Consider the following 21984-nt stretch of genomic DNA (forward strand, 5'->3'; position numbering starts at 1 on the left):
CCTGCCCCTCTCCCCACAGGGAAGAGGGAGAAAAAGCATCAGGCCGCTTCGGCCGGCGCCAGATAGCCGATCAGCGAAGCCAGCGTGTCGCGCAGGTCGTGGCGCGGCGTGACCATGTCGATCATGCCGTGCGCGAGCAGATATTCCGCGCGCTGGAAGCCTTCGGGCAGCTTCTCGCGGATCGTGTTCTCGATCACGCGCTGGCCCGCGAAGCCGATCAGCGCGCCGGGCTCAGCGATCTGGATGTCGCCCAGCATCGCATAGCTCGCGGTGACGCCGCCTGTGGTGGGGTCGGTCAGCACGACGATATAGGGCAGCCCTGCGTCGCGCAGCTCGGCGATCGCCACTGTCGTCTTGGGCATCTGCATCAGCGAGAGGATGCCTTCCTGCATCCGCGCGCCGCCCGCGGCGGTGAAGATGATATAGGGAGCGCGTGCCTTCAGCGCGGCGCGCACGCCGGCGACGAACGCCGCGCCCACGCCGAGGCCCATCGATCCGCCCATGAAGGCGAAATCCTGCACGCCGACCACCGCCTTCAGGCCCTTGATCCGGCCCTCGGCGTTGAGCAGCGCGTCGGGTTCGCCGGTCTGCGCACGCGCGGCCTTGATGCGATCGGTGTAGCGCTTGGAATCGCGGAACTTCAGCGGATCGAGCGCCACCTGCGGCGCGTGCATCAACTGAAAGCTGCCCTCGTCGAAGATCTGGCGGAAGCGCGCCTTGGCGCCGATGCGGCCATGGTGGCCGCATTTCGGACACACCGACAGATTTTCCTCATATTCCTTGAGGAACACCATCTGACCGCAACCCGGGCATTTCTGCCAGAGAACATCGGCGGTCTCGCGCTTGGCGATGAGCGGGATCGACTGGCGGACACGGTTCAGCCAGCTCATGCGGCAATCTCCTGACGTGCGGCGGCGATCGCGGCCGCCAGCGACGAGATATAGGTACTGACCGACGCGGCGGCATCGGCGCCATGCTCGGCGACGATGTCCACGATCGCGGAGCCGACGACGACGCCATCGGCAACGCGGCCGATCGCTGCCGCCTGTTCGGGGGTGCGGACGCCGAAGCCGACCGCGACGGGAAGCGCGGTGCCGGCCTTCAGCCGCGCCACAGCATCCTCGATCGAGGCCTGCGCTGCCTGCTGCAGCCCGGTGATGCCGGCGACCGACACATAATAGAGGAAGCCCGATGCGCCATCGAGCACGGCCGGCAGCCGGGCGGTGTCGGTCGTCGGCGTCGCGAGGCGGATCAGGTGTACGCCGACGTCGCGCAGCGCGGGGCCGAGGACGTCATCCTCCTCCGACGGGAGGTCGACGCAGATCACGCCATCGACGCCGGCTTCGCGGGCAGCGGCGGCAAACCAGTCGGCGCCGCGGCGCACCATCGGATTGGCATAGCCCATCAGTACCAGCGGCACGTGGGGGTGGCGCGCGCGAAAAGCGCGGGCGATGTCGATAATGTCCGTCGTCCTGGTGCCGGCCCCCAGCGAGCGCAGGTTGGCGCGCTGGATCGCTGGACCGTCCGCCATCGGATCGGTGAAGGGCATGCCCAGTTCGATCAGGTCGGCACCGCCTTCGACCAGCGCGTCGAGGATCGCACCGGTGGCGGCGGGCGTCGGATCGCCGCCGGTCACGAAGGTGACCAGCGCCGCGCGACCCTCCTTGCGGGCGGCGGCGAAGGCGCTGGCGATACGATCGCTCATAGCTTCACCCCCAGCGCTTCGGCGACGGTGAAGATGTCCTTGTCGCCGCGCCCCGAGAGGTTGACGATGATGAGCTTGTCCTTGTCCATGCCCGGCGCGATCCGTTCCGCCGCGGCCAGCGCATGCGCGGATTCGAGCGCGGGGATGATGCCTTCCAGCCGACACAGCCGCTGGAACGAGGCGAGCGCCTCGGCATCCGTCGCCGGCACATAGCGGACGCGGCCGATATCATGCAGCCAGGCATGTTCGGGGCCGATGCCCGGATAGTCGAGCCCGGCCGAGATCGAATGCGCCTCGGTGATCTGGCCGTCCTCGTCCTGCAGCAGGAAGGTGCGGTTGCCGTGGAGCACGCCCGGCGAACCGCCAGCGATGCTGGCCGCGTGGCGCTCGGTCTCCACGCCATCGCCCGCCGCTTCGACGCCGACGATGTCGATGTCGGGATCGTCGAGGAAGGGGTGGAACAGCCCAATCGCGTTGGATCCGCCGCCGACCGGAGCGATCAGCATGTCGGGCAGGCGCCCCTCCGCCTCGAGAATTTGCGCACGCGCTTCCTTGCCGATCACCGACTGGAAATCGCGCACGAGTTCCGGATAGGGGTGCGGGCCCGCGGCGGTGCCGATGATGTAGAAGGTGTCGTGGACGTTCGCGACCCAGTGGCGCAGCGCCTCGTTCATCGCGTCCTTCAGCGTCTTCGCGCCGGATTCGACCGGCACGACCTCGGCGCCGAGCAGCTTCATCCGGAAGACGTTGGGCTGCTGGCGGGCGACGTCGACCGCGCCCATGAAGATCGTGCAGGGCAGGCCGAACAAGGCCGCGACGGTCGCGGTCGCCACGCCATGCTGGCCCGCGCCGGTCTCGGCGATGATCTTGGTCTTGCCCATTCGCCGGGCGAGCAGGATCTGGCCGATGCAATTGTTGATCTTATGCGCCCCGGTGTGGTTCAGTTCCTCGCGCTTCAAATAGATCTTGGCGCCGCCAAGCTCCTCGGTCAGCCGCCGCGCGAGATAGAGCGGGCTGGGCCGGCCGACATAATGCTTCATCAGATCGTCGAACTCGGCCTGGAAGGCCGGGTCCGCCTGGGCGTCGCGATAGGCGCGCTCGAGGTCGAGGATGAGCGGCATCAACGTCTCGGCGACATAGCGTCCGCCGAACTGGCCGAAATGCCCGCGCGCGTCGGGCTGGCTTCTGAGCGAGTTGGTCAGGGTCATAATATGGCGACGGCTTTAAGGAATGCGGCGATCTTGTCCACATCCTTGACGCCTGGCGCGGTTTCGACGCCGGAGGAAATGTCGACGAGGCGCGCACCCGTGGTGCTGACCGCGCGCGCGACATTGTCGATATCGATGCCGCCCGAAAGCGCCCAGGGCAGAGGATGATCGAAGCCGCTCAGCAAGGTCCAGTCGAAACGCAGACCGAGCCCGCCGGGCAGGTCGGCACCTGCCGGCGGCTTGGCGTCATAGAGGATGCGCTGGGCGGCGCCGCGCCAGGCGGGCGCGGTCGCCAGGTCGGCTCGGGTCCGCACCGAAACCGCCTTCCACACCTCGCGCCCCGTCGCACGCGCCGCGGCGGCCACCCGTTCGGGCGTTTCGCTGCCATGAAGCTGGAGAATGTCGACGAGCGGCGCAACCGAAGCCAGCAGCGCGTCGTCGGGATCGACCAGCACCGCAACCTTCGACACATGGCCCGGCACGAAGGCGGCAAGCGCCTGCATCCGTTCGGTGTTCACATGGCGCGGGCTCTTGGGAAAAAAGACGAAGCCGACATGCGACGCGCCATGGCGCACCGCGGCACCGACGCTGTCAGCGGTCGAAAGGCCGCAGATCTTGGCTGTGATTCGAGGCATGGCGGCGATTTAGGCTGGTGCGCGCGAAATCCAAACCGTTCCCGCCGTCAAAACCGCGTCCGCAGCCGCACGCCATAAAAGCGCGGCGGGGAAGGGTAGACGGCATAGGCGCCGATCTGCTCGGGCACCGGGAAACCGAGGATGTTGTAATAGACGTCGAACACATTCTCGACATAGGCCTCGATGCCGAAGCGGCCCTCGTCGAAATCCAGCCCCAGCCGCGCATTGACGAGCACATAGGCGTCGTTGGTGGTCGAAGCGATTCCGCCGGGCGCGTTCAGCGTGTTCGAATCGCTGTTGAAGCGCGCATCGACATGGACGAGGCCGGAGAGGGTATCGGTGATCGGCGGCGTCCAGGTGAAGGCGCTGGTGACGACGTGACGCGGCTGATTGGTCGCCTGCTTGCCATCATCGTCGCCGGCGTGGAGCGGATCGTCGACCACGGTGTGAAGATAGGTGTAGCCGAGATTGACGCTGACATTGCCGCTCGGCCGGATGATGCTTTCCAGCTCGACGCCCTTCGAAATCACCTTGTCGAACTGGCGGACGACGAAGCTCGATCCCTCGAAGCGCAGGCTCTGATAGCCTGAGAAGTCCTGATAGAAGCCGGTGATGTTGAGCTGGAAGGCGCGGCTGAGGTTGGTCTTGATGCCGGCCTCGAACGAGTCCGCAGTTTCCTTACCGAAGGAAAGATCGCTGAGCTGCGCGCCATTGCCTCCGAAATAGGTCGAATCGAAGCCGCCGCGATCGAGATTATAGCCGCCCGACTTGTAGCCATGGGCATAGCCCGCGAACATCAGAACGTCGGGCGTCAGCTTGTAGGCGAGGCGCGCGGTGCCGGTGAGTTCGCTCTCGCTGTGGCTGTCGGCATAGTCGCCGTTGAACTCGGCGTTGATCGTGGGATTGCAGACGAGCAGGCGGATCGGATCGAACCTGGCGTTGGCGGCGAGCACCTGGCCGAACACCGCGCTGGCGCCGCCGGGCAGCAGCGCGGTGCAGGGGGCGTTGACGCCATTGAGGTCGGCGCGGATCTTCTTGCGCTCATGGTTGTAGCGCAGGCCGATCGTCAGCGAGAGCGCGTCGGTGAGGTTGACGATGTTGTGCGTGAACAGACCGATGGCGCGCGTATCGACCTCGAAATTGTCGCTATATTGCCCGGTGCCGACCGGGCTGGGTAGAAAATTGGTAAACTGTGGCAGCAGCGCCGGGTTCTGCGCGATCAGCGCCTGCACCTGCGGGTTGGCAAGGAAGGCGTTGCCGAGGAATGGGCGCCCCGGCAGCGAGCCGTAGAGCGAGAAGCCGTTGGGCGCGAGCGGCGAAAGCCCCGCGGTCGCAGCGCCCAGCAGCGCATCGACATATTGGCCGGCCTGCGCGCCGAAGCGGATCGTGTCGCGCAGCTTCAACCGCTCGTCGAGATAGAAGCCGCCGACCATGAAATCGAGCGTGCCGTCGAACACCGTGCCCTGCAGCCGCACTTCCTGCGTGATGTCGCGGATCGCGGTGCGGTAACCCTCGCGATAGGTACGGTCGAGGCCGGTGAAGTCGATGTCCTGGTTACGCAACGCCCGCCAGTCGCGATAGGCGCTGATCGAGGTGAGGTTGAAGTCGCCCAGCGCCAGATCGATCTGGCCTGAAAACCCCCAATCCTTGACCTTCTCCTTCAGGTCGCGCGCAGGAGTGATCGACGACAGGCGCTTCTCGATGTCGACGGGCGTGATGATGCCTTCGCGGCCTGCAAGTGCCGCCAACCCGTCGATGATCGGTCCGGTCGTACCCGGCTCGGTATGGATCGCGATGCAGCACTGCTCGTCGGTCTCGGCGTAATCTCCGATCAGCCTGATCTTGAGCCCGCCATCCTCGTAGAGCGCTTGGCCGCGTACGAAATAGCGATTGAGATCGTTGAACCGGCGATCACTGTTGACGTCGCGCGAATAACCGTCGCGCTTGTGATAGCCGGCGTCGACCCTGAGCGCGAGATGTTCTGCCACCGGTGCGGTGACGCCTGCCTTGAGCTCGATCTCGTCGGCATTGCCGTAGGACGCTTCCGCATAGCCGCCGAAATCGAATTTCGGCCCCGCGGTGATGATGTTGAGCGCACCTGCGGAGGTGTTGCGGCCGAACAATGTGCCTTGCGGCCCGCGCAGCACCTCGACGCGTTCCAGCTCGGGAAATTCGGTGAGGGTTAGGCCGGCGCGGGCGCGGAAGACCCCGTCGATGAACACGCCCACCGCTGGCTCGAACCCGGGATTGTCGCTGGCGGTGCCCACGCCGCGGATCGTGATGACGACGCCGGTCGCGGCCGACTGGCCCGTGGTGACCTGAAGGCTGGGCGTCAACTGCCGCAAACCGCGGACATCGACGATGCCGGCGTTCTGGATCAGTTGCGGATCGATGACGGCCACCGCCAGCGGCACATCCTGTGCCGCCTGCGCACGTCCTTGAGCCGTAACGACAATGTCACCCATTTCGGGTTGTTCTGCCCCTTGCTGGGCAGGTGCTGCTGCGCCATCATCGGCGCGTGCCTGAGTTGCGAGCAGCGCCCCCAGCGCCGCTGCAAACAAGATATCGGTTTTCCCCACGACCCGATCGCTCCCAGCCCGCCCCCGAGTCAGGACGGGTGTCCTGAATTCTCCCTATTCTTGAAACCCGATTGTAACGCAGGTCAATGGTCGTTTTGAGTGGGGACCATATCTCTACTGCACGCAAAATCTCTACTGCACGCAAATCGCAGGGGCGGAACCTGTTGGCGCGCGCGAGGCGCCATGAACCGTGAAGCCATCCGGGTCGTTGGATGGTTGTGGAGCGTGCATGGGATGCACCCCGCGCATCGCCCCGGACTTTGCGAGCGTGCGATTTCTGGACTAGGCGCCATTCGGTAATGCAAAGAAGGACGCGATGATGGAGGATGACAGCGGCGACATTGCGATCGGCGACGATGGCAAGATCGTGGTGCCGAACCATGTCGAAGAGGCGATCCGCACGCTGATCCGCTGGGCGGGTGACGATCCCACCCGCGAAGGGCTGGTCGATACGCCGCGGCGCGTGGCGCGCGCGTGGCGGGAATATTGCCAGGGCTATCTCGAGGATCCCTCGGTGCACCTCAGCCGGACCTTCGAGGAGGTCGGCGGATATGACGAGATCGTCCTGCTGAAGGACATTCCGTTCCAGTCGCATTGCGAACATCATATGGCGCCGATCATCGGCCGCGCGCACATCGCCTATTTGCCGCGCGATCGGGTGGTGGGCATCTCCAAGCTCGCCCGCGTGCTGCAGGGCTATGCCCGCCGCCTGCAGGTGCAGGAACGGCTGACCGCCGAGGTCGCCGATTGCATTTGGCGGCACCTGGACCCGATCGGCGTCGCGGTGGTGATCGAGGCGAGCCATGCCTGCATGTCCGCGCGTGGCGTGCGCACCCCCGGCGTCGTGATGACGACCAGCCGGATGATGGGCGTGTTCCGCGACGATGATCGCAGCCGCAAGGAAGTATTGGCGTTGATGGGATGCTGAAGCGTCTCGGGATCGCCGCCGCCGCGCTCGCGCTGATGGGGCAGGGCGGGGAGATCACGCGCTCGCCGCCGATGGTGAAGGGCACCGGCTTGCCGCCGGAGTCTGACGACCTGCCCGCATATGCGGCGACCACGCCGCCGCCGGGGCTGGATCCGGTAACCGACGAGGATCGGCGCGGGACGATGCCCGCCGGCGAACATTGCAGCTTCGCCACCGATCGCGGCGCAGTGCTGATCGCCGGCGCGGAACGGCTGGCCTTCGCGCGCCCTGGCGGTGTCGCCACGCCGATGTTTTATGAGGGCCCCGAATTGCGGCTCGGCGGCTATTTCACCGCTGGTGACGTGACCATCGTGATCGAGCCGGACAGCGCAACGGCCCGTGCCGCCGCGGGGGGCGGTACGGCATGGACCGCAGCGGCAATCATCGATCGCGCAGGCCGTAACGCGCGCCATGCCGGCACTTGGCAATGCAAGTGAGAACCTTTCCTTAAATCGTTGATTTATCCGCTTTTTTGGTGTTCAGTGCTGTTGAACCCGGCGGTTCAGCAGCACCGCCCGCCGCCACGCCCGCCATAGCGTGCTTGTTGCCGATCCCTGAAAAACGCCGTCCGCGTCATTACCGGCTGATCGGGGTGGTGCTCCGCCATGTGTCGGCAATAGGCCTCATAACTCGGCATCCCGACCATCAGCCGCGCGGTCTCGCCGATCAGGGCGATCCAGCCGTTCACGCTACGGTCGCCGGCAGTTCGACGGCTGTTGGCTGCGGGACGGCCAACGCCCTCACGCAGGTGCGGATCGTGAAGAACAGGATCGCCAGCACAACCGTCAGGAACAGCCCGCACAGCGCGGCGTCGATGCGGTCGTTGAAGATGATCCGCTGCATCTCCGCCATCGACTTGGCCGGCGCCATCAACCGGCCCTCGCCATAGGCGGTTGCGAACAGATCTGCATGCGCGAGAAAGCCGACCTTCGGATCGCTGGAGAAGAGTTTCAGCGCGCCTGCGGTGATCGTGCAGATCAGCAGCCAGGCGGTCGGCACCACCGTCACCCAGGCGAAGCGGTGCTGCTTCATCCGGAACAGCACGGCGGTCGCCAACATCAGCGCGATCGCGGCGAGCATCTGGTTGGAGATGCCGAACACTGGCCACAGCGTGTTGACCCCGCCCAGCGGGTCGGTGACCCCCTGGTAGAGGAAGAAGCCCCAGGCGCTCACGCATAGCGCTGTCGCGATCAATCCGGGCACCACCGCACCGCTCTTGCGGAAGCTGGGGACCGCAAGGCCGATCAGATCCTGCAGCATGAACCGGCCGGCGCGGGTGCCCGCGTCGACTGCGGTCAGGATAAACAGCGCTTCGAACAGGATGGCGAAGTGATACCAGAACGCCTTCATCGCAGCACCGCCGACAACATGGCTGAAGATCTCAGCCATCGCCACCGCGAGGGTCGGTGCACCCCCGGTGCGTGACACGATCGTCGCCTCGCCGACCTCGCGCGCGGTCTGGGTGAGCGTGCCGGCATCGACCGGGAAGCCCATCGCGGTCACGGCGGCGGCGGCGGAGGCAGGATCGCTGCCGAGCAGGGCGGTCGGACTGTTCATCGCGAAATAGATGCCCGGATCAAGGATCGAGGCGCCGACCAGCGCCATGATCGCCACGAAGGCCTCCATCAGCATCGCGCCATAGCCGATGAAGGGCGCGTCGGCTTCTGTGGCGATCAGCTTTGGCGTGGTGCCGCTGGCGATCAGTGCGTGGAATCCGGAAACCGCGCCGCAGGCAATGGTAATGAACAGGAAGGGGAAGAGCGCGCCGGACCAGACCGGCCCGCCACCGCCGACGAACTGGGTCAGCGCCGGCATCTTCAGCGGCGGCGCCATGATGACGATGCCGATCGCCAGCGCCGCGATCGCGCCGATCTTGAGGAAGGTGGAAAGATAGTCGCGTGGTGCGAGCAGCAGCCACACCGGCAGCACCGACGCGACCGCGCCATAGCCGATCAGGATCCAGCAGAGTTGCACCGGCGTGAAGGTGAAGGCGGGCCCCCAGAACACGGACTCGGCGATCTGCTGGCCGAATAGGATCGCCGCGATCAGACCGACGAAGCCAAGCAGCGAAACCTCGCCGATCCGTCCAGGCCGGATCCAGCGCGTGTAGACGCCCATGAAAAGCGCCAGCGGCACCGTCGCGGCGACGGTGAACATGCCCCACGGGCTCTCGGCCAGCGCGCGCACCACGATTAGCGCAAGCACCGCGAGAATGATCACCATGATCATGAACGCGCCGAACAGCGCGATCGTGCCCGCGATCGATCCCATCTCCATGCGGACGAGTTCTCCCAGCGAGCGCCCGTCGCGCCGCATCGAGATGAACAGCACCATGAAATCCTGCACAGCGCCCGCCAGCACGACCCCCGCGATGATCCACAAGGTGCCGGGCAGATAGCCCATCTGCGCTGCGAGCACCGGCCCCACCAGCGGCCCTGCGCCGGCAATCGCCGCGAAATGATGGCCGAACAGCACGCGCCGGTCGGTCGCGACATAATCGAGCCCGTCGGCGAGACGCACGGCGGGCGTCGACCGCGCCGGATCCAGCCGCATAACATGGCGCGCGATGTAGAGCGCGTAATAGCGATAGGCAACGAGGAAAATGGAGGTCGCGGCGACCACGATCCACAGCGCATTGACGGTCTCACCGCGTGAGACGGCAAGGGTGGCGAGCGCGAAGGCGCCGACGATGGCGAGCAGGATCCAGGGCAGATGGCGGGCGAACAAGCGGGGCACCTCTCTCGACAGGTTACGCGGACGCCGTAGGCGCGCCCTGCGCCGGTCTAGAAGCTTTGCAGCGGAATCTGAACCCATGTTCGGGGGAGCGGCTATCCTTTCAACGAAGCCCGCACCCGGCGTGGGATGGCGCAGTTCTCCCCGGCCCTCCAAACGCAAAAAGACCGCCCGGATCGCTCCGGACGGCCCTTTCGCTGGTCTGGCAGGAAGCTCTGGTCAGCCCTGCGCTTCGTCCGAGTCCACCGTCTCGGGGGCGATTTCGCCCGGCTCGGCGTTCGGATCGTAATCCTCGGTGAAGCCGGCGACGTCCTTCTCGAACATCGCGGACATCACGTCCACGCCCTGCTCCTGAAGCTCGGCTTCCTCGGGGCTGCGCGCGACGTTGACCTTGATCGTCACCGACACTTCCGGGTGAAGGACGACCTTCACCTCGTTCACCCCGATCGCCTTGATCGGACGGTCGAGCACGATCTGGCTCTTGTTGACCTTGGCGCCATCGGCTTCGAGAGCCTCGACGATGTCACGCACCGAAACCGAACCATAAAGCTGGCCGGTGTTCGACGCCTGACGGATCAGGGTCACGGTCTTGCCGTCGATGCCCTTCGAGTCGGCCTGGGCCACCTCTCGGCGCTTGGCGTTGTCCGCCTCGATCGTCGCGCGGTTGGCCTCGAAGACCTTCTTGTTCGCTTCGTTGGCGCGGAGCGCCTTCTTGCGGGGCAGGAGATAGTTGCGGGCGAAGCCGGGCTTCACCGAAACCACGTCGCCGATGGCGCCGAGCTTCTCGACGCGTTCGAGCAGGATCACATCCATGTGCGTGCCCTCCTTACTTCACGATGTAGGGAAGCAGCCCGATGTGACGGGCGCGCTTGATCGCCTGGGCGAGTTCGCGCTGCTTCTTGGCGGAAACCGCGGTGATGCGGCTGGGCACGATCTTGCCGCGCTCGGACACGAAGCCCTGCAGCAGACGAACGTCCTTATAGTCGATCCGGGGCGCGTCCTTCGCGGAGAAGGGGCAGCTCTTGCGGCGACGGAAAAACGGGCGGGCCATTGATTATTCTCCCTGCGCTTCTTCGCGGCGCGGACGGTCTTCGCGGGGGCGATCGTCACGGCGGCCACCTTCGCGGCCATCACGGTCGCCACGGCGGCCTTCACGCTCGCCACGGCGCATCATCGCCGACGGGCCCTGCTCATGGGCGTCGACCTTGATGGTCATGTAGCGGATGACGTCTTCGTTGATCGACGTCTGGCGCTCCAGCTCGGCGACGACGCCGCTCGGCGCCTCGAACTCGAGCATCACATAATGCGCCTTGCGGTTCTTCGCGATGCGATAGGCGAGGCTGCGGAGGCCCCAGGTCTCGGTCTTCACGACCTTGCCCTGATTCTCCTCGATGATCTTGGTGGCGGTTTCCGCCAGCGCGTCGACCTGGGTCTGAGCCAGATCCTGACGCGCGAGGAACACATGCTCGTACAGAGCCATGCGCGCTTGTCCTTCACGTTGGCCGATCGCTGACGCCGCCCCATGCGGACGCCCCTCCGGCTGTCGTTCCAAATAGAAAGCCGGGCGGAAAGCGATGCTCTCCGCCTCGGCTGAGGGGCCCTTGGCCGAAACCCGGGGAAAAGGCAAGCCCGGATTGGGCGGAGCGCTCCTTAGTTAAGCGCCCCCGCGATCACCGCGCCGATGATGCCGCTGGCGATACCCACCAGCACCGCATCATTGCCTGACTGCACCCAGTGATAGCCGCGCGGCGCATCGTAGAGCCGATAGTTCCGCGGCTGGCTGACAACCCGATAGTTGCGGGCATAGCGGGAGTCGAAGCGCTGCCCCTTGGACCAGGCGCGATAGTTGGTGGGGGTGCGCTTCACCACCGTCTTCTTGACGACGGTGCGCTGCGGCCCGCGCCGGACGGTCTCATGCTTGACCGTCTTCACCGCCACGCGATCGTTGCGGCCATGGTCGCGGCCCGGGGCGGCCATTGCGGGGGTCGCAACCAGCGAGGCGGCGACGGCGGCGAGGATGAAGGTCTTCATGACTGCGTCTCCTTGAATTTTCGAAGCGCACCAGCGGCGCTGACAGGGGCTTTATGGGCGGCGGCTGTCGCGCATCTTTGTCAACGTCGCGCCGAAACGGTCGCAAATTGTCTTGCGGCTGTCATGAAGTGGCCCGCTTCGCTACGCTTGGGCTTGCCATGCGCGGTGCGGCTTTCTAGTGCGCCCGCTCGTTTTCTCAGCGAGGTCTTCGACATGCGTGCATTCATCTTTCCCGGCCAGGGCAGCCAGGCGGTGGGCATGGGCAAGGCGTTGGCCGATGCGAGCACGGCCGCGCGCGAAGTGTTTCAGGAGGTCGACGATGCGCTCGGCCAGAACCTGTTCCGCCTGATGAGCGAGGGGCCGGAGGATCAGCTCACGCTGACCGAAAATGCCCAGCCCGCGATCATGGCGAATGCGATCGCATTCCTGCGCGTGCTCGAGAAGGAAGGCGGCATCAGCCTTGCCGACAAGGCCGCGTTCGTCGCCGGCCATTCGCTGGGCGAGTATAGCGCGCTGTGCGCCGCGCAGGCGCTCGATCTCGCGACCACCGCGCGGCTGCTCAAGCTGCGCGGGCAGGCGATGCAGGCGGCGGTGCCGGTGGGCATCGGCGCGATGGCCGCGCTGCTCGGCGCCGATATCGACAAGGCGCAGGCGCTGGCCGATGCCGCGGCCGGGGGTGAGGTCTGCACCGTCGCCAATGACAATGATCCGACGCAGGTCGTGATCTCCGGCCACAAGGGCGCGATCGATCGCGCGGTGGCGCTGGTGAAGGATCATGGCATCAAGCGCGGCGTGCTGCTGCCGGTGTCGGCGCCCTTCCACTGCCCGCTGATGCAGCCGGCGGCCGATGCGATGGCCGAGGCGCTGGGCGCGGCGGCGCTGGTGCCGCCACTGGTGTCGGTATTCGCCAACGTCACCGCCGCCCCCGTCGCTGATCCCGCCGCGATCCGCGAATTGCTCGTCAGCCAGGTCACCGGCCGCGTCCGCTGGCGCGAATCGGTGATCGCGATGACGGAGGCCGGTGTCACCAGCTTCGTCGAGTTTGGCGGCAAGGTGCTGGCGCCGATGGTCAAGCGCAGCGCCCCGACTGACGTCGAGACCGCAAGCATCATCGCTATGGCCGATATCGAGGCGCTGGCGAAGAGCCTCTGAGCCCGCCAACCGATCGGCCGGGCCCGCGAATGCGACGAAGGGGCTGGCGCGACCGCGCGGACTTTGGATAGGCATCGGTGGACGACATTCTGCCGTCCGCGCGATGCCTCAACGATTTCATACAGGAAAGACAGGCATGTTCGATCTCTCAGGCATGACCGCGCTGGTGACCGGCGCATCGGGGGGTATCGGCTCGGCGATCGCCGAGGCGCTCGCGGCGCAGGGCGCGCGGGTCGCGCTCTCGGGCACGCGCGCGGAAAAGCTGCAGGCGGTCGCGGCCGGCCTCGGCAATGATCCGGTGATCCTGCCGTGCGACCTCGGCGACTCCGCTGCTGTCGACGCGCTCGTGCCTTCCGCCGTCGAGGCGCTGGGCGGCAAGCTCGACATCCTCGTCAACAATGCCGGCGTCACCCGCGACAATCTGGTGATGCGGATGAAGGATGAGGATTGGGATGCGGTGATCCGCGTCAACCTGGAAGCCGCGTTCCGCCTGATCCGTTCCGCGACGAAGCCGATGATGAAGGCGCGCTTCGGCCGCGTCGTCTCGATCACCTCGGTGGTGGGGGCCACCGGCAATCCGGGGCAGGCGAACTATGCAGCGTCCAAGGGCGGGCTCACCGCGATGACCAAGGCGCTGGCGCAGGAACTGGCGACGCGCAACATCACGGTGAACTGCGTTGCCCCCGGCTTCATCAAGTCGGCGATGACCGACGCGCTGCCGGAGGCGCAGAAAGAGGCACTGACGGGCCGGATTCCCGCCGGTCGGTTGGGCGAGGGGGGTGACGTGGCCGCCGCGGTCGCCTATCTCGCAAGTCGCGAGGCCGGTTACGTTACCGGTCAGACGATCCACGTGAATGGCGGCATGGCAATGATTTCGTGACGTATCCGTTACGGTGAACGCCGGGTGAACCGGCAGGGCTTGCCAGCGTTCTGACTGCCGATTAGTGCATCCTCAAATTCTGAAGAGAAGGACCGTTTATGAGCGACACCGCCGAGAGGGTGAAGAAGATCGTCGTCGAGCATCTTGGCGTTGAAGCCGAGAAGGTGACCGAGGATGCGAGCTTCATCGACGATCTTGGCGCCGACAGCCTCGACATCGTCGAACTGGTGATGGCTTTCGAGGAAGATTTCGGCGTTGAGATCCCCGACGACGCCGCCGAGAAGATCACGACCGTGAAGGACGCGATCAACTATATCGAGACGCACGCCAAGGGCTGATGTCTCGGGTGAGCGCGCCGGGTTCGGCGCGCCTGCCTGGCTTCGGAGCCATTCAGGACGGCTTCCCGACCCGGATGAAAGGGGCCGGGGAGCCGTTTGTTTTTGTTGAAGTATTTGGAGAGTTGGGATGCGCCGTGTCGTCGTAACCGGACTTGGGCTCGTCACGCCGCTGGGCGCCGATGTCGAGACCGCCTGGGCCAACATCATCGCCGCGAAATCCGGTGCTGGCACCATCACCCGTTTCGACGCGACCGACTATGCGTGCCGCATCGCCTGCGAGGTGAAGCCCACGGACCATGAATATGGCTTCGATGCCAACAAGCGCGTCGATCACAAGGTCCAGCGCCAGGTCGATCCGTTCATCGTCTATGGCATCGATGCCGCCGGCCAGGCGCTCGAGGATGCTGGCCTTGTCGACGCGTCCGAGGAAGAGCGTTTCCGCATGGGCTGCTCGATCGGTTCGGGCATCGGCGGTCTGCCGGGCATCGAAAGCGAATCGCTGGTGCTCGCCAACAAGGGCCCGCGCCGCGTTTCGCCGCACTTCGTCCATGGCCGCCTGATCAACCTGATCTCGGGCCAGGTCAGCATCAAATATGGCCTGATGGGCCCCAACCACGCGGTCGTCACCGCCTGCTCCACCGGTGCGCACGCGATTGGTGACGCCGCGCGGATGATCGCGCTGGGCGATGCCGACGTGATGCTCGCGGGTGGCGCCGAGGGCGCGATCTGCCCGATCGGCATCGCCGGCTTCGCGCAGGCGCGCGCGCTGTCGACACAGTTCAACGACCAGCCCGAGAAGGCGAGCCGGCCCTATGACAAGGACCGTGATGGCTTCGTGATGGGCGAGGGCGCAGGCGTCGTCTGCCTCGAGGAATATGAACACGCCAAGGCGCGCGGTGCCAAGATCTATGCCGAGGTGATCGGCTATGGGCTGTCGGGCGATGCCTATCACGTCACCGCGCCGCATCCGGAAGGCTCGGGCGCGTTCCGTGCGATGGAAATGGCGATGAAGAAGTCGGGCCTCGCGCTTAGCGACATCGACTATATCAACGCGCACGGCACCTCGACGCCGCTGGGCGATGAACTCGAACTCGGCGCCGTACGCCGCCTGTTTGGCGATGCAATGGGCACGCTGTCGATGAGTTCGACCAAGTCGGCGATCGGCCACTTGCTGGGCGGCGCCGGCGCGGTGGAGAGCATCTTCTGCATCCTCGCGCTGCGCGACCAGATCGTGCCGCCGACGCTCAACCTCGACAATCCGAGCGACAATTGCGCCGGCGTCGACCTGGTGCCGCATGTCGCCAAGCAGCGGAAGGTGAGCGCAGTGCTGAACAACAGCTTCGGCTTTGGCGGCACCAACGCCTCGCTGGTGATGAAGGCGGTCTGATCGCCTGACCGGAGCCAGGCCGATGGCCAGCAAGAAGCGCCCGGCGGCGCGCGGCAGGAAGAAGCGGGGAGGGGCGGCGAAGCGCTGGCTCCTCCTGCTGCTGCTCGTCGGCGCAATCGGCGCGGCAGGTGCGGCCTATGTCGCCCCCTGGTTCAAGGGATCGCCGCGCCCCGCCCGGGCCAAGCCGGTCGAGGTCACCGTATCGAGCGGGGATACGCTCGCAAAGGCGGCGGCCAAGCTGGAGAAGGCCGATGTCATCAGCTCGGCCGATCGCTTCCTGACACTCGCCCGCTTCCTCGGCTCCGACGCGCCGATCAAGGCGGGCGAATATGGCTTCTACCCCACCGACAATTGGGCGGCCCACCTGCGTACGATGCAGTCGGGCGTTCCGATCCAGCGGCTCGTCTCGATCCCCGAGGGGATGCCGGCGGTGCTGGTCCACGAACGGCTGATGGCCGAACCGCTGCTGACCGGCGCGGTCGTGGTGCCGGCCGAAGGATCGGTGCTGCCAGACAGCTACACGTTCGAACGCGGCGAAACGCGTGCGGCGGTGCTCAAGCGCATGCAGGCGGCGATGACCCGCACGCTCGACGAACTGTGGAAGGCGCGCAAGCCCGGCATCGCAGTGAAGACGCCGAGCGAGGCGATCATCCTGGCCTCGATCGTCGAGAAGGAAACGTCGGTCGCCGCCGAGCGGCGGACGGTCGCAGCGGTCTATTCCAACCGCATCAAACGCAACATGCCGCTGCAGGCGGACCCCACCGTGATCTATCCGATCACCAAGGGGCGGCGCCTCGGCCGCCGCATCCTGCGCTCGGAGCTTCAGGCCGAGAACGGCTATAATACCTACAGGATCCCGGGCTTGCCGGTCGGTCCGATCGCCAACCCCGGCCGCGCCTCGATCGCAGCGGTGCTCGATCCGGCGCGCAGCAACGCGCTGTATTTCGTAGCGGACGGGTCGGGCGGTCACGCCTTTGCCGAGACGCTCGATCAGCATAATGCCAATGTCCGCAAATGGTACGCGTTGCGCCGCGAACGCGGAGAGATGTGACGCAACGTGCGTTGAGCGAAGTTCTCGACCCGCCGGAGGAGGGCCGGTGGCCCGGCATCAAGGAGGCATTTATGATCGGACGTACGGTTCCAGACGTGACGCTCAAGACCCGTGTGCGCGACGATAGCGTCGAGGGCCCGAACCCTTTCCGCTGGCAGGATGTGCAGACCGGCGATCTCTTCGCCGGCAAGCGCACCGTGGTGTTCGCGCTGCCCGGCGCCTTCACCCCCACCTGCACCACGGAGCAATGCCCGGCCTATGAGCGGGTCTATGACGATCTCAAGGCGGCAGGCGCCGACGAGGTGTACTGCCTGTCGGTCAACGACGCGTTCGTGATGTTCCAGTGGGGCAAGATGCTGGGTATCAAGAACCTCAAGCTGCTGCCCGATGGCTCGGGCGATTTCACCCGCCGCATGGGCATGCTGATCCGCAAGGATCATCTTGGCTTCGGCGAGCGGTCGTGGCGCTACGCGATGGTGGTAGACGATGGCCGGATCGTCGCGTGGTTCGAGGAACCGGGCATCAACGATGCCGGTCAAGACGATGATCCCTATGGCGTGTCGAGCCCCGACACGGTGCTTGAATGGTTGAGCAAGAACCCGGCCGCCTGACTCGCGATCGCGCGCGCTCGAAATTTCCACGTTGATTTCCACGCGCGTTCCCACCGGGAGCGCGTAAAAGGCGCATGTCGAACGGGGCGGTGCCTCGGGCGGAGATTGAGCAGTGGTAGTGAACCGTCGCGCGCGCCAGCGCGGCACGGCCGCATGTTCGCCCGTCCAGGATCCGGAGGGCCGCTTTCCATATCGATACTTTAGGGTTCGCAGGCGCTCGTGTGCCGGGCTTGAGGCTCGGCTGAGGTCCAACCCTGCGGCGGGGTGATTGTGACAGGTCCCGTCGCGCCCGTTCCGCGTGAAGCGCCGTGCTGCGCCTGCGGAACGTTCGGAGATATCGAACATGCGCAAGAAGTTTGTCGAGGCGGATCCCGCTTTCGCGAGCATTACAGACGTCACCGCCAGTTTCGCGAACGACACGCTATCGGCGTTTGGTGCGTCCTTTGCCGACACCATCGTCTTCAGTCGCAATGCGGCGGGTGTGATCCTCGTCAATGGCGGCGCTACACCGGTGACCGGCGGCACGCCGACTGTGGCCAACACCGCTTTGATCCAGGCCTTCGGGCAGACGGGTGACGATGTGCTCGCGCTCGACGAGGCCAGTGGCGCGCTGCCCCGCGCCAACCTGTTCGGCGGTGCCGGCAATGACAGCGTGACGGGCGGCTCGGGGGCGGATCAGCTTTTCGGCCAGGCCGGCAACGACATGCTGGTCGGGCGCGGCGGCACCGACTTCCTGTTCGGCGGCACCGAGAATGACGTGCTGATCGGTGGCGATGGCGACGATCAGATGTTCGGCGAAAGCGGCGACGACCGCATCATCTGGAACCCCGGCGACGATACCGATCTCGCCGAAGGTGGCGACGGCACCGACACGGTCGAGGTCAGTGGCGGCAATGGCGACGAGCTGTTCACCGTGACGGCCAACGGCACCCGCGTCCGCTTCGACCGGCTCGAGCCGGCCCCTTTCGCGCTCGACATCGGCACCTCCGAGCGGCTGGTCGTCAACATGAATGGCGGCAACGATACATTCTCCGCCACCGGTAATCTCGCCGCGCTGATCGCGGTCACCGTCGATGGCGGCACCGGCAATGACACATTGCTGGGCAGCAACGGCAATGACCTGCTGCTGGGCGCCGATGGCGATGATTTCGTCGATGGCCAGCAAGGCAACGACACTGCGCTGCTTGGCGCCGGCAATGACGTGTTCCAATGGGATCCGGGCGACGGCAATGATGTGATCGAGGGGCAGAGCGGTATCGACCGGCTGCTGTTCAACGGCTCCGCCGCCGGCGAGATCATGAACCTGCTCGCCAATGGCGAGCGTGCCTTGTTCACCCGCAACATCGCCAACATCGTCATGGACCTCAACGATGTCGAGACGATCGACGTCAGGGCGTTCGGCGGTGCGGACCTCGTCACGGTCAACGATCTGAGCGGTACGGACGTGACCCAGATACGCGTCGATCTCGCGGCGGCGGGCGGTGTCGATGATCTCGCGGCGGATGTGGTTCAAGCGCACGCGACCGGCGGCGCAGACAGCGCGGGCATCGTCGTCGGTCCCGATGGTGTCGCCACCAGCGGCCTTGCCGCGACGACCATTGTCAGCGGCGGTTTCGTGGGTGATCGGCTGGTGCTGATGGGGCTGGGTGGTGATGATGTTCTCACCACAACGGGATTCGCGGCGATCCAGTTCGAGCTCGACGGCGGCACTGGCAATGACCAACTCAATGGCGGCTCCGCGCGCGATATACTGACCGGTGGCGACGGCGATGACGTGCTGCGCGGCGGCGACGGGTACGACCAGATGGTCGGCGGTGCCGGCGACGATCGCATCATCTGGAACCCCGGTGACGACACCGATCTCGCCGAGGGCGGCGACGGCACCGACACCGTCGAGGTCAATGGCGGCAATGGCGACGCGCTGTTCACCATCACTGCCAATGGCGCCCGCGTGCGGTTCGATCGCCTCGATCCGGCACCGTTCTCGCTCGATATCGGCACGGCCGAACGGCTGGTGCTGACCGCCGGCGGGGGCGATGACACCGTGTCCGCCACCGGCAACCTCGCCGCGCTCATCCAGATCACCGTCGATGGCGGCGCCGGCAACGACACATTGCTTGGCAGCAATGGCGCAGACCTGCTGCTTGGCGGCGATGGCGACGATTTCGTCGACGGCCAGCAGGGCAATGACACCGCGCTGCTCGGCGCCGGAGATGATCTGTTTCAATGGGATCCGGGCGACGGCAGCGATGTCGTCGAAGGGCAGACCGGCGCCGACCGGCTGCTGTTCAACGGCTCCAACGCTGCGGAGATCATGGAGGTGTCCGCTAGTGGCGGCCGCGCGCTGCTGACCCGCAACATCGCCAACATCGTCATGGACCTCAACGATGTCGAGACGATCGACATCAAGGCGGTCGGCGGGGCTGACGTGATCAACGTCAATCCGCTCACCGGCACCGATGTTCGGCAGGTGCGCATCGATCTGGGCGGCGCGGATGCGGCGGCCGATGTCGTCAACATTGCCGGCACCGCGGGTATCGACCAGATCATCCTGACCGGCGGTCCCGGCCAGATCGCGGTGCAAGGGCTGGTCGCCGAGGTGATCGTCGGCGGCGCCGAGCCGACCGACCGGGTGCGGCTGGCGCTCGGCGGCGGCAATGACGTCGTCAACGCCGGCGCGCTGCTCGACGGTGGCGCCATCCTCGAGATCGACCTCGGCGCGGGCACCAACCGCGTCACCGGCAGCCAGGGCGCCGATGTGGTGACGGGCGGCGATGGCGTCGATACCGTCGCCGCCGGGCGCGGCAACGACATCGCCTTGCTCGGCGCCGGCAATGATCGCTTCATCTGGAACAGCGGCGACGGCAATGACCTGTTCGAAGCCGGCGCCGGCATCGACCAGCTCGATCTCGTCGGCGGCGCGGGCGATGATGTGTTCGCGCTCGCTCCGGCGGGCGGCCGGCTGGTGGCGTTCGGCATTGGAGGCAGCGTCGACACGGATGATGTCGAGCGGGTGGCGATCATCGCCGGCGCCGGCAGCGACACGATCTCGGTCGGCGACCTTTCGGGCACCGATCTGCCGCAAGTCACGATCGACCTCGCCGGCGCGAACCCCGCGCTGGCCGATGGCGCGTCCGATTTCGTCAGCCTGTTCACCGGCGCGGGCGATGCGATGGTGAACCTCAGCGGCAGCGGCGGCACCGTCTTCACCAGCGGGCTGGCCGGCAAGCTCAGCATCGTTCGCGCCGACGCGTCGGACATCGTTTCGGTGAATGGCGGCGCGGGCAATGACCGGCTCTCCGCCGCGGGGCTCAGCGGCGTCGGTGTCCAACTGCGCGGCGGGGACGGCAATGATATGCTCACCGGCAGTGCCGGCGCCGACCAGCTCGATGGCGGCGAGGGGGCGGACATTGTCATCGGCGGCGCTGGCAATGATCTCGCCAAGCTCGGCAATGGCGATGACGAATTCCGCTGGGCCGCGGGCGGCGGCGCCGATCAGGTTGAAGGGCAAAGCGGGCTGGACAGTCTCGCTTTCTCCACCGGCGCGCTTGCGGACGCGGTGAGCGTGACCGCCGTCGGCAGTCGCGTGCTGGTCGCGGAGGCAGGGGGCGGCGCGGTCAGCGCCGCGACCATCGAGACGATCAACCTCGCGCCGCTGGGCGGTACGGACAGCATCGTGATCGGCCATCTCGGCGGCACCGACGTGCAGCGCGTCGCGCTCAACCTCGGCGCCACAGCCGCCGCACTCAGCGGCGACGCCCGGGTCGATCGGGTGACGTTGGAGGGCAGCGGCATCAACGATGTCATCCAGGTCATCGCAGAGATCGGCGGCTTCGCCGTGACCGGATTGGGTGCGGTGATCGGCGTCCGCAACGCCGATGCGACCGACCTTTTCGAAATCCGCGGCGGCAGCGGCAATGATCTCCTGGCCATCGATGCCGGCGTCGGCGCATCCGCCGGGCAGTTCCTGCTCGATGGCGGCGCGGGTGACGATGTGATGGTCGGCGGCAATGGCAATGACCGCATCATCGTCGGCACCGGCGCGGATACGATCGACGGCGGCGGTGGTATCGACACTGTCGACTATGCATTGGCCGGCGGCGCGGTTGTCGTCGATCTCACCCTCGGGCTCGGTGCGCACGCCGGCGATCTCGGTGAGAGCATCATCAACATCGAGTCGGTGATCGGCTCCGCTTTTGCCGACAGCCTTTCGGGCAGCGCTGTGGCGGAGAGCCTCTTCGGCGGCGCCGGCAATGATGTGCTGGCGGGGCTCGCCGGGGCGGACGATCTGCGCGGCGATGCCGGCAATGATCGGCTGATCGGCGGTGCCGGCGCAGACCAGTTGACCGGCGGGCTCGGCGGCGATCGCTTCACCTTCCAGTCGGTTGCCGACAGCAGCGGCACCGCGCGTGACACGATACGGGACTTCAACCGCACCGAGAGTGACCGGGTGGACCTGACTGCGATCGACGCCAATGCCACGGTCAACGGCAACAACGCCTTCGCCTTCATCGGGACCGGTGCGTTCACGGGCGCGGCGGGGCAGTTGCGGGTCACCTATGGCGCGGGATCGGCGATCGTGTCGGGCGATGTGGATGGTGACCGAGTGGCCGACATCCAGATCATCTTGACCGGGGTGACCGCGGCCGATCCGTTGGTCTCGACCGACTTTTTTCTTTGAGCGAAGGGCGCATCGCGGTTGCGGCC

General features: G+C 66.3%; 20 protein-coding genes. 9 read left to right on the forward strand and 11 right to left on the reverse strand.

The genetic code is table 11. From position 1 onward, the window contains the following. Window positions 1-38 precede the first annotated feature (38 nt). Genes accD through FHS96_RS06065 form a run of 5 tightly spaced genes read right to left on the reverse strand, consistent with a single transcriptional unit; the run spans window position 39 to window position 6127 of the window. Window positions 39-890, reverse strand: coding sequence for an acetyl-CoA carboxylase, carboxyltransferase subunit beta (gene accD, locus FHS96_RS06045; protein WP_429588574.1), 852 nt, complete (start codon window positions 888-890; stop codon window positions 39-41). Further along, the gene (trpA, locus tag FHS96_RS06050; RefSeq protein WP_429588575.1) at window positions 887-1705 is read right to left on the reverse strand and encodes a tryptophan synthase subunit alpha; all 819 of its coding nucleotides are present in this window, start codon (window positions 1703-1705) and stop codon (window positions 887-889) included. The genes accD and trpA overlap by 4 nt, the downstream gene beginning before the upstream one ends. After that, the gene (trpB, locus tag FHS96_RS06055; protein ID WP_429588576.1) at window positions 1702-2913 is read right to left on the reverse strand and encodes a tryptophan synthase subunit beta; all 1212 of its coding nucleotides are present in this window, start codon (window positions 2911-2913) and stop codon (window positions 1702-1704) included. Before trpB ends, trpA begins: the two co-directional genes overlap by 4 nt. After that, window positions 2910-3548, reverse strand: a complete 639-nt coding sequence (locus tag FHS96_RS06060) for a phosphoribosylanthranilate isomerase (RefSeq protein WP_429588577.1) — start codon at window positions 3546-3548, stop codon at window positions 2910-2912. Before FHS96_RS06060 ends, trpB begins: the two co-directional genes overlap by 4 nt. 47 nt (window positions 3549-3595) lie before the next feature. Next, complete coding sequence (locus FHS96_RS06065) at window positions 3596-6127, reverse strand: TonB-dependent receptor (RefSeq protein WP_429588578.1); 2532 nt, start codon at window positions 6125-6127, stop codon at window positions 3596-3598. 319 nt (window positions 6128-6446) lie between these two features. On the opposite strand from FHS96_RS06065, the gene folE reads away from it, so the two are divergent. Next, on the forward strand, window positions 6447-7055 hold the full coding sequence (gene folE, locus FHS96_RS06070) for a GTP cyclohydrolase I FolE (RefSeq protein WP_429588579.1): 609 nt from the start codon (window positions 6447-6449) through the stop codon (window positions 7053-7055). Next, the gene (locus FHS96_RS06075) at window positions 7049-7531 is read left to right on the forward strand and encodes a hypothetical protein (protein WP_429588580.1); all 483 of its coding nucleotides are present in this window, start codon (window positions 7049-7051) and stop codon (window positions 7529-7531) included. The genes folE and FHS96_RS06075 overlap by 7 nt, the downstream gene beginning before the upstream one ends. A gap of 65 nt (window positions 7532-7596) precedes the next feature. Here FHS96_RS06075 and FHS96_RS06080 read toward each other — a convergent pair whose 3' ends face one another. The 6 genes from FHS96_RS06080 to FHS96_RS06105 form a co-directional block, all read right to left on the reverse strand. Then, a complete protein-coding gene (locus FHS96_RS06080) occupies window positions 7597-7782 on the reverse strand; it encodes a YbdD/YjiX family protein (protein WP_429588581.1) in 186 nt (61 codons plus the stop codon). Continuing rightward, a complete protein-coding gene (locus tag FHS96_RS06085; RefSeq protein WP_429588582.1) occupies window positions 7779-9821 on the reverse strand; it encodes a carbon starvation CstA family protein in 2043 nt (680 codons plus the stop codon). The genes FHS96_RS06080 and FHS96_RS06085 overlap by 4 nt, the downstream gene beginning before the upstream one ends. 225 nt (window positions 9822-10046) lie before the next feature. Then, complete coding sequence (gene rplI, locus FHS96_RS06090; RefSeq protein WP_429588583.1) at window positions 10047-10640, reverse strand: 50S ribosomal protein L9; 594 nt, start codon at window positions 10638-10640, stop codon at window positions 10047-10049. Between the two features lie 13 nt (window positions 10641-10653). Next, window positions 10654-10878, reverse strand: a complete 225-nt coding sequence (gene rpsR / locus FHS96_RS06095) for a 30S ribosomal protein S18 (protein ID WP_025292255.1) — start codon at window positions 10876-10878, stop codon at window positions 10654-10656. A 3-nt stretch (window positions 10879-10881) separates the two neighbouring features. Beyond that, a complete protein-coding gene (gene rpsF / locus FHS96_RS06100; RefSeq protein ID WP_429588584.1) occupies window positions 10882-11307 on the reverse strand; it encodes a 30S ribosomal protein S6 in 426 nt (141 codons plus the stop codon). A 170-nt stretch (window positions 11308-11477) separates the two neighbouring features. Further along, window positions 11478-11858 (reverse strand): RcnB family protein, encoded by a 381-nt coding sequence (locus tag FHS96_RS06105; protein ID WP_429588585.1) that lies wholly within the window; start codon window positions 11856-11858, stop codon window positions 11478-11480. A gap of 213 nt (window positions 11859-12071) precedes the next feature. Here FHS96_RS06105 and fabD point away from each other — a divergent pair, with 213 nt between their 5' ends. The 7 genes from fabD (at window position 12072) to FHS96_RS06140 (ending at window position 21958) form a co-directional block, all read left to right on the forward strand. Continuing rightward, the gene (fabD, locus tag FHS96_RS06110) at window positions 12072-13010 is read left to right on the forward strand and encodes an ACP S-malonyltransferase (RefSeq protein ID WP_429588586.1); all 939 of its coding nucleotides are present in this window, start codon (window positions 12072-12074) and stop codon (window positions 13008-13010) included. 136 nt (window positions 13011-13146) lie between these two features. Beyond that, window positions 13147-13890: a 3-oxoacyl-[acyl-carrier-protein] reductase gene (gene fabG / locus FHS96_RS06115; protein WP_429588587.1), complete on the forward strand. Its 744-nt coding sequence runs from the start codon at window positions 13147-13149 to the stop codon at window positions 13888-13890. 98 nt (window positions 13891-13988) lie between these two features. Beyond that, window positions 13989-14228, forward strand: coding sequence for an acyl carrier protein (locus FHS96_RS06120; protein WP_429588588.1), 240 nt, complete (start codon window positions 13989-13991; stop codon window positions 14226-14228). Between the two features lie 127 nt (window positions 14229-14355). Then, window positions 14356-15615, forward strand: coding sequence for a beta-ketoacyl-ACP synthase II (gene fabF / locus FHS96_RS06125; RefSeq protein ID WP_429588589.1), 1260 nt, complete (start codon window positions 14356-14358; stop codon window positions 15613-15615). A 22-nt stretch (window positions 15616-15637) separates the two neighbouring features. Next, a complete protein-coding gene (mltG, locus tag FHS96_RS06130) occupies window positions 15638-16666 on the forward strand; it encodes an endolytic transglycosylase MltG (protein WP_429588590.1) in 1029 nt (342 codons plus the stop codon). Window positions 16667-16737: 71 nt separating this feature from the next. Continuing rightward, a complete protein-coding gene (locus tag FHS96_RS06135; protein ID WP_429588591.1) occupies window positions 16738-17277 on the forward strand; it encodes a peroxiredoxin in 540 nt (179 codons plus the stop codon). Between the two features lie 343 nt (window positions 17278-17620). Then, on the forward strand, window positions 17621-21958 hold the full coding sequence (locus FHS96_RS06140; RefSeq protein WP_429588592.1) for a beta strand repeat-containing protein: 4338 nt from the start codon (window positions 17621-17623) through the stop codon (window positions 21956-21958). The last annotated feature ends 26 nt before the right edge of the window (window positions 21959-21984 follow it).

The sequence above is a fragment of the Sphingomonas zeicaulis genome, from assembly GCF_050433225.1.
Lineage (GTDB): Bacteria > Pseudomonadota > Alphaproteobacteria > Sphingomonadales > Sphingomonadaceae > Sphingomonas_D > Sphingomonas_D zeicaulis.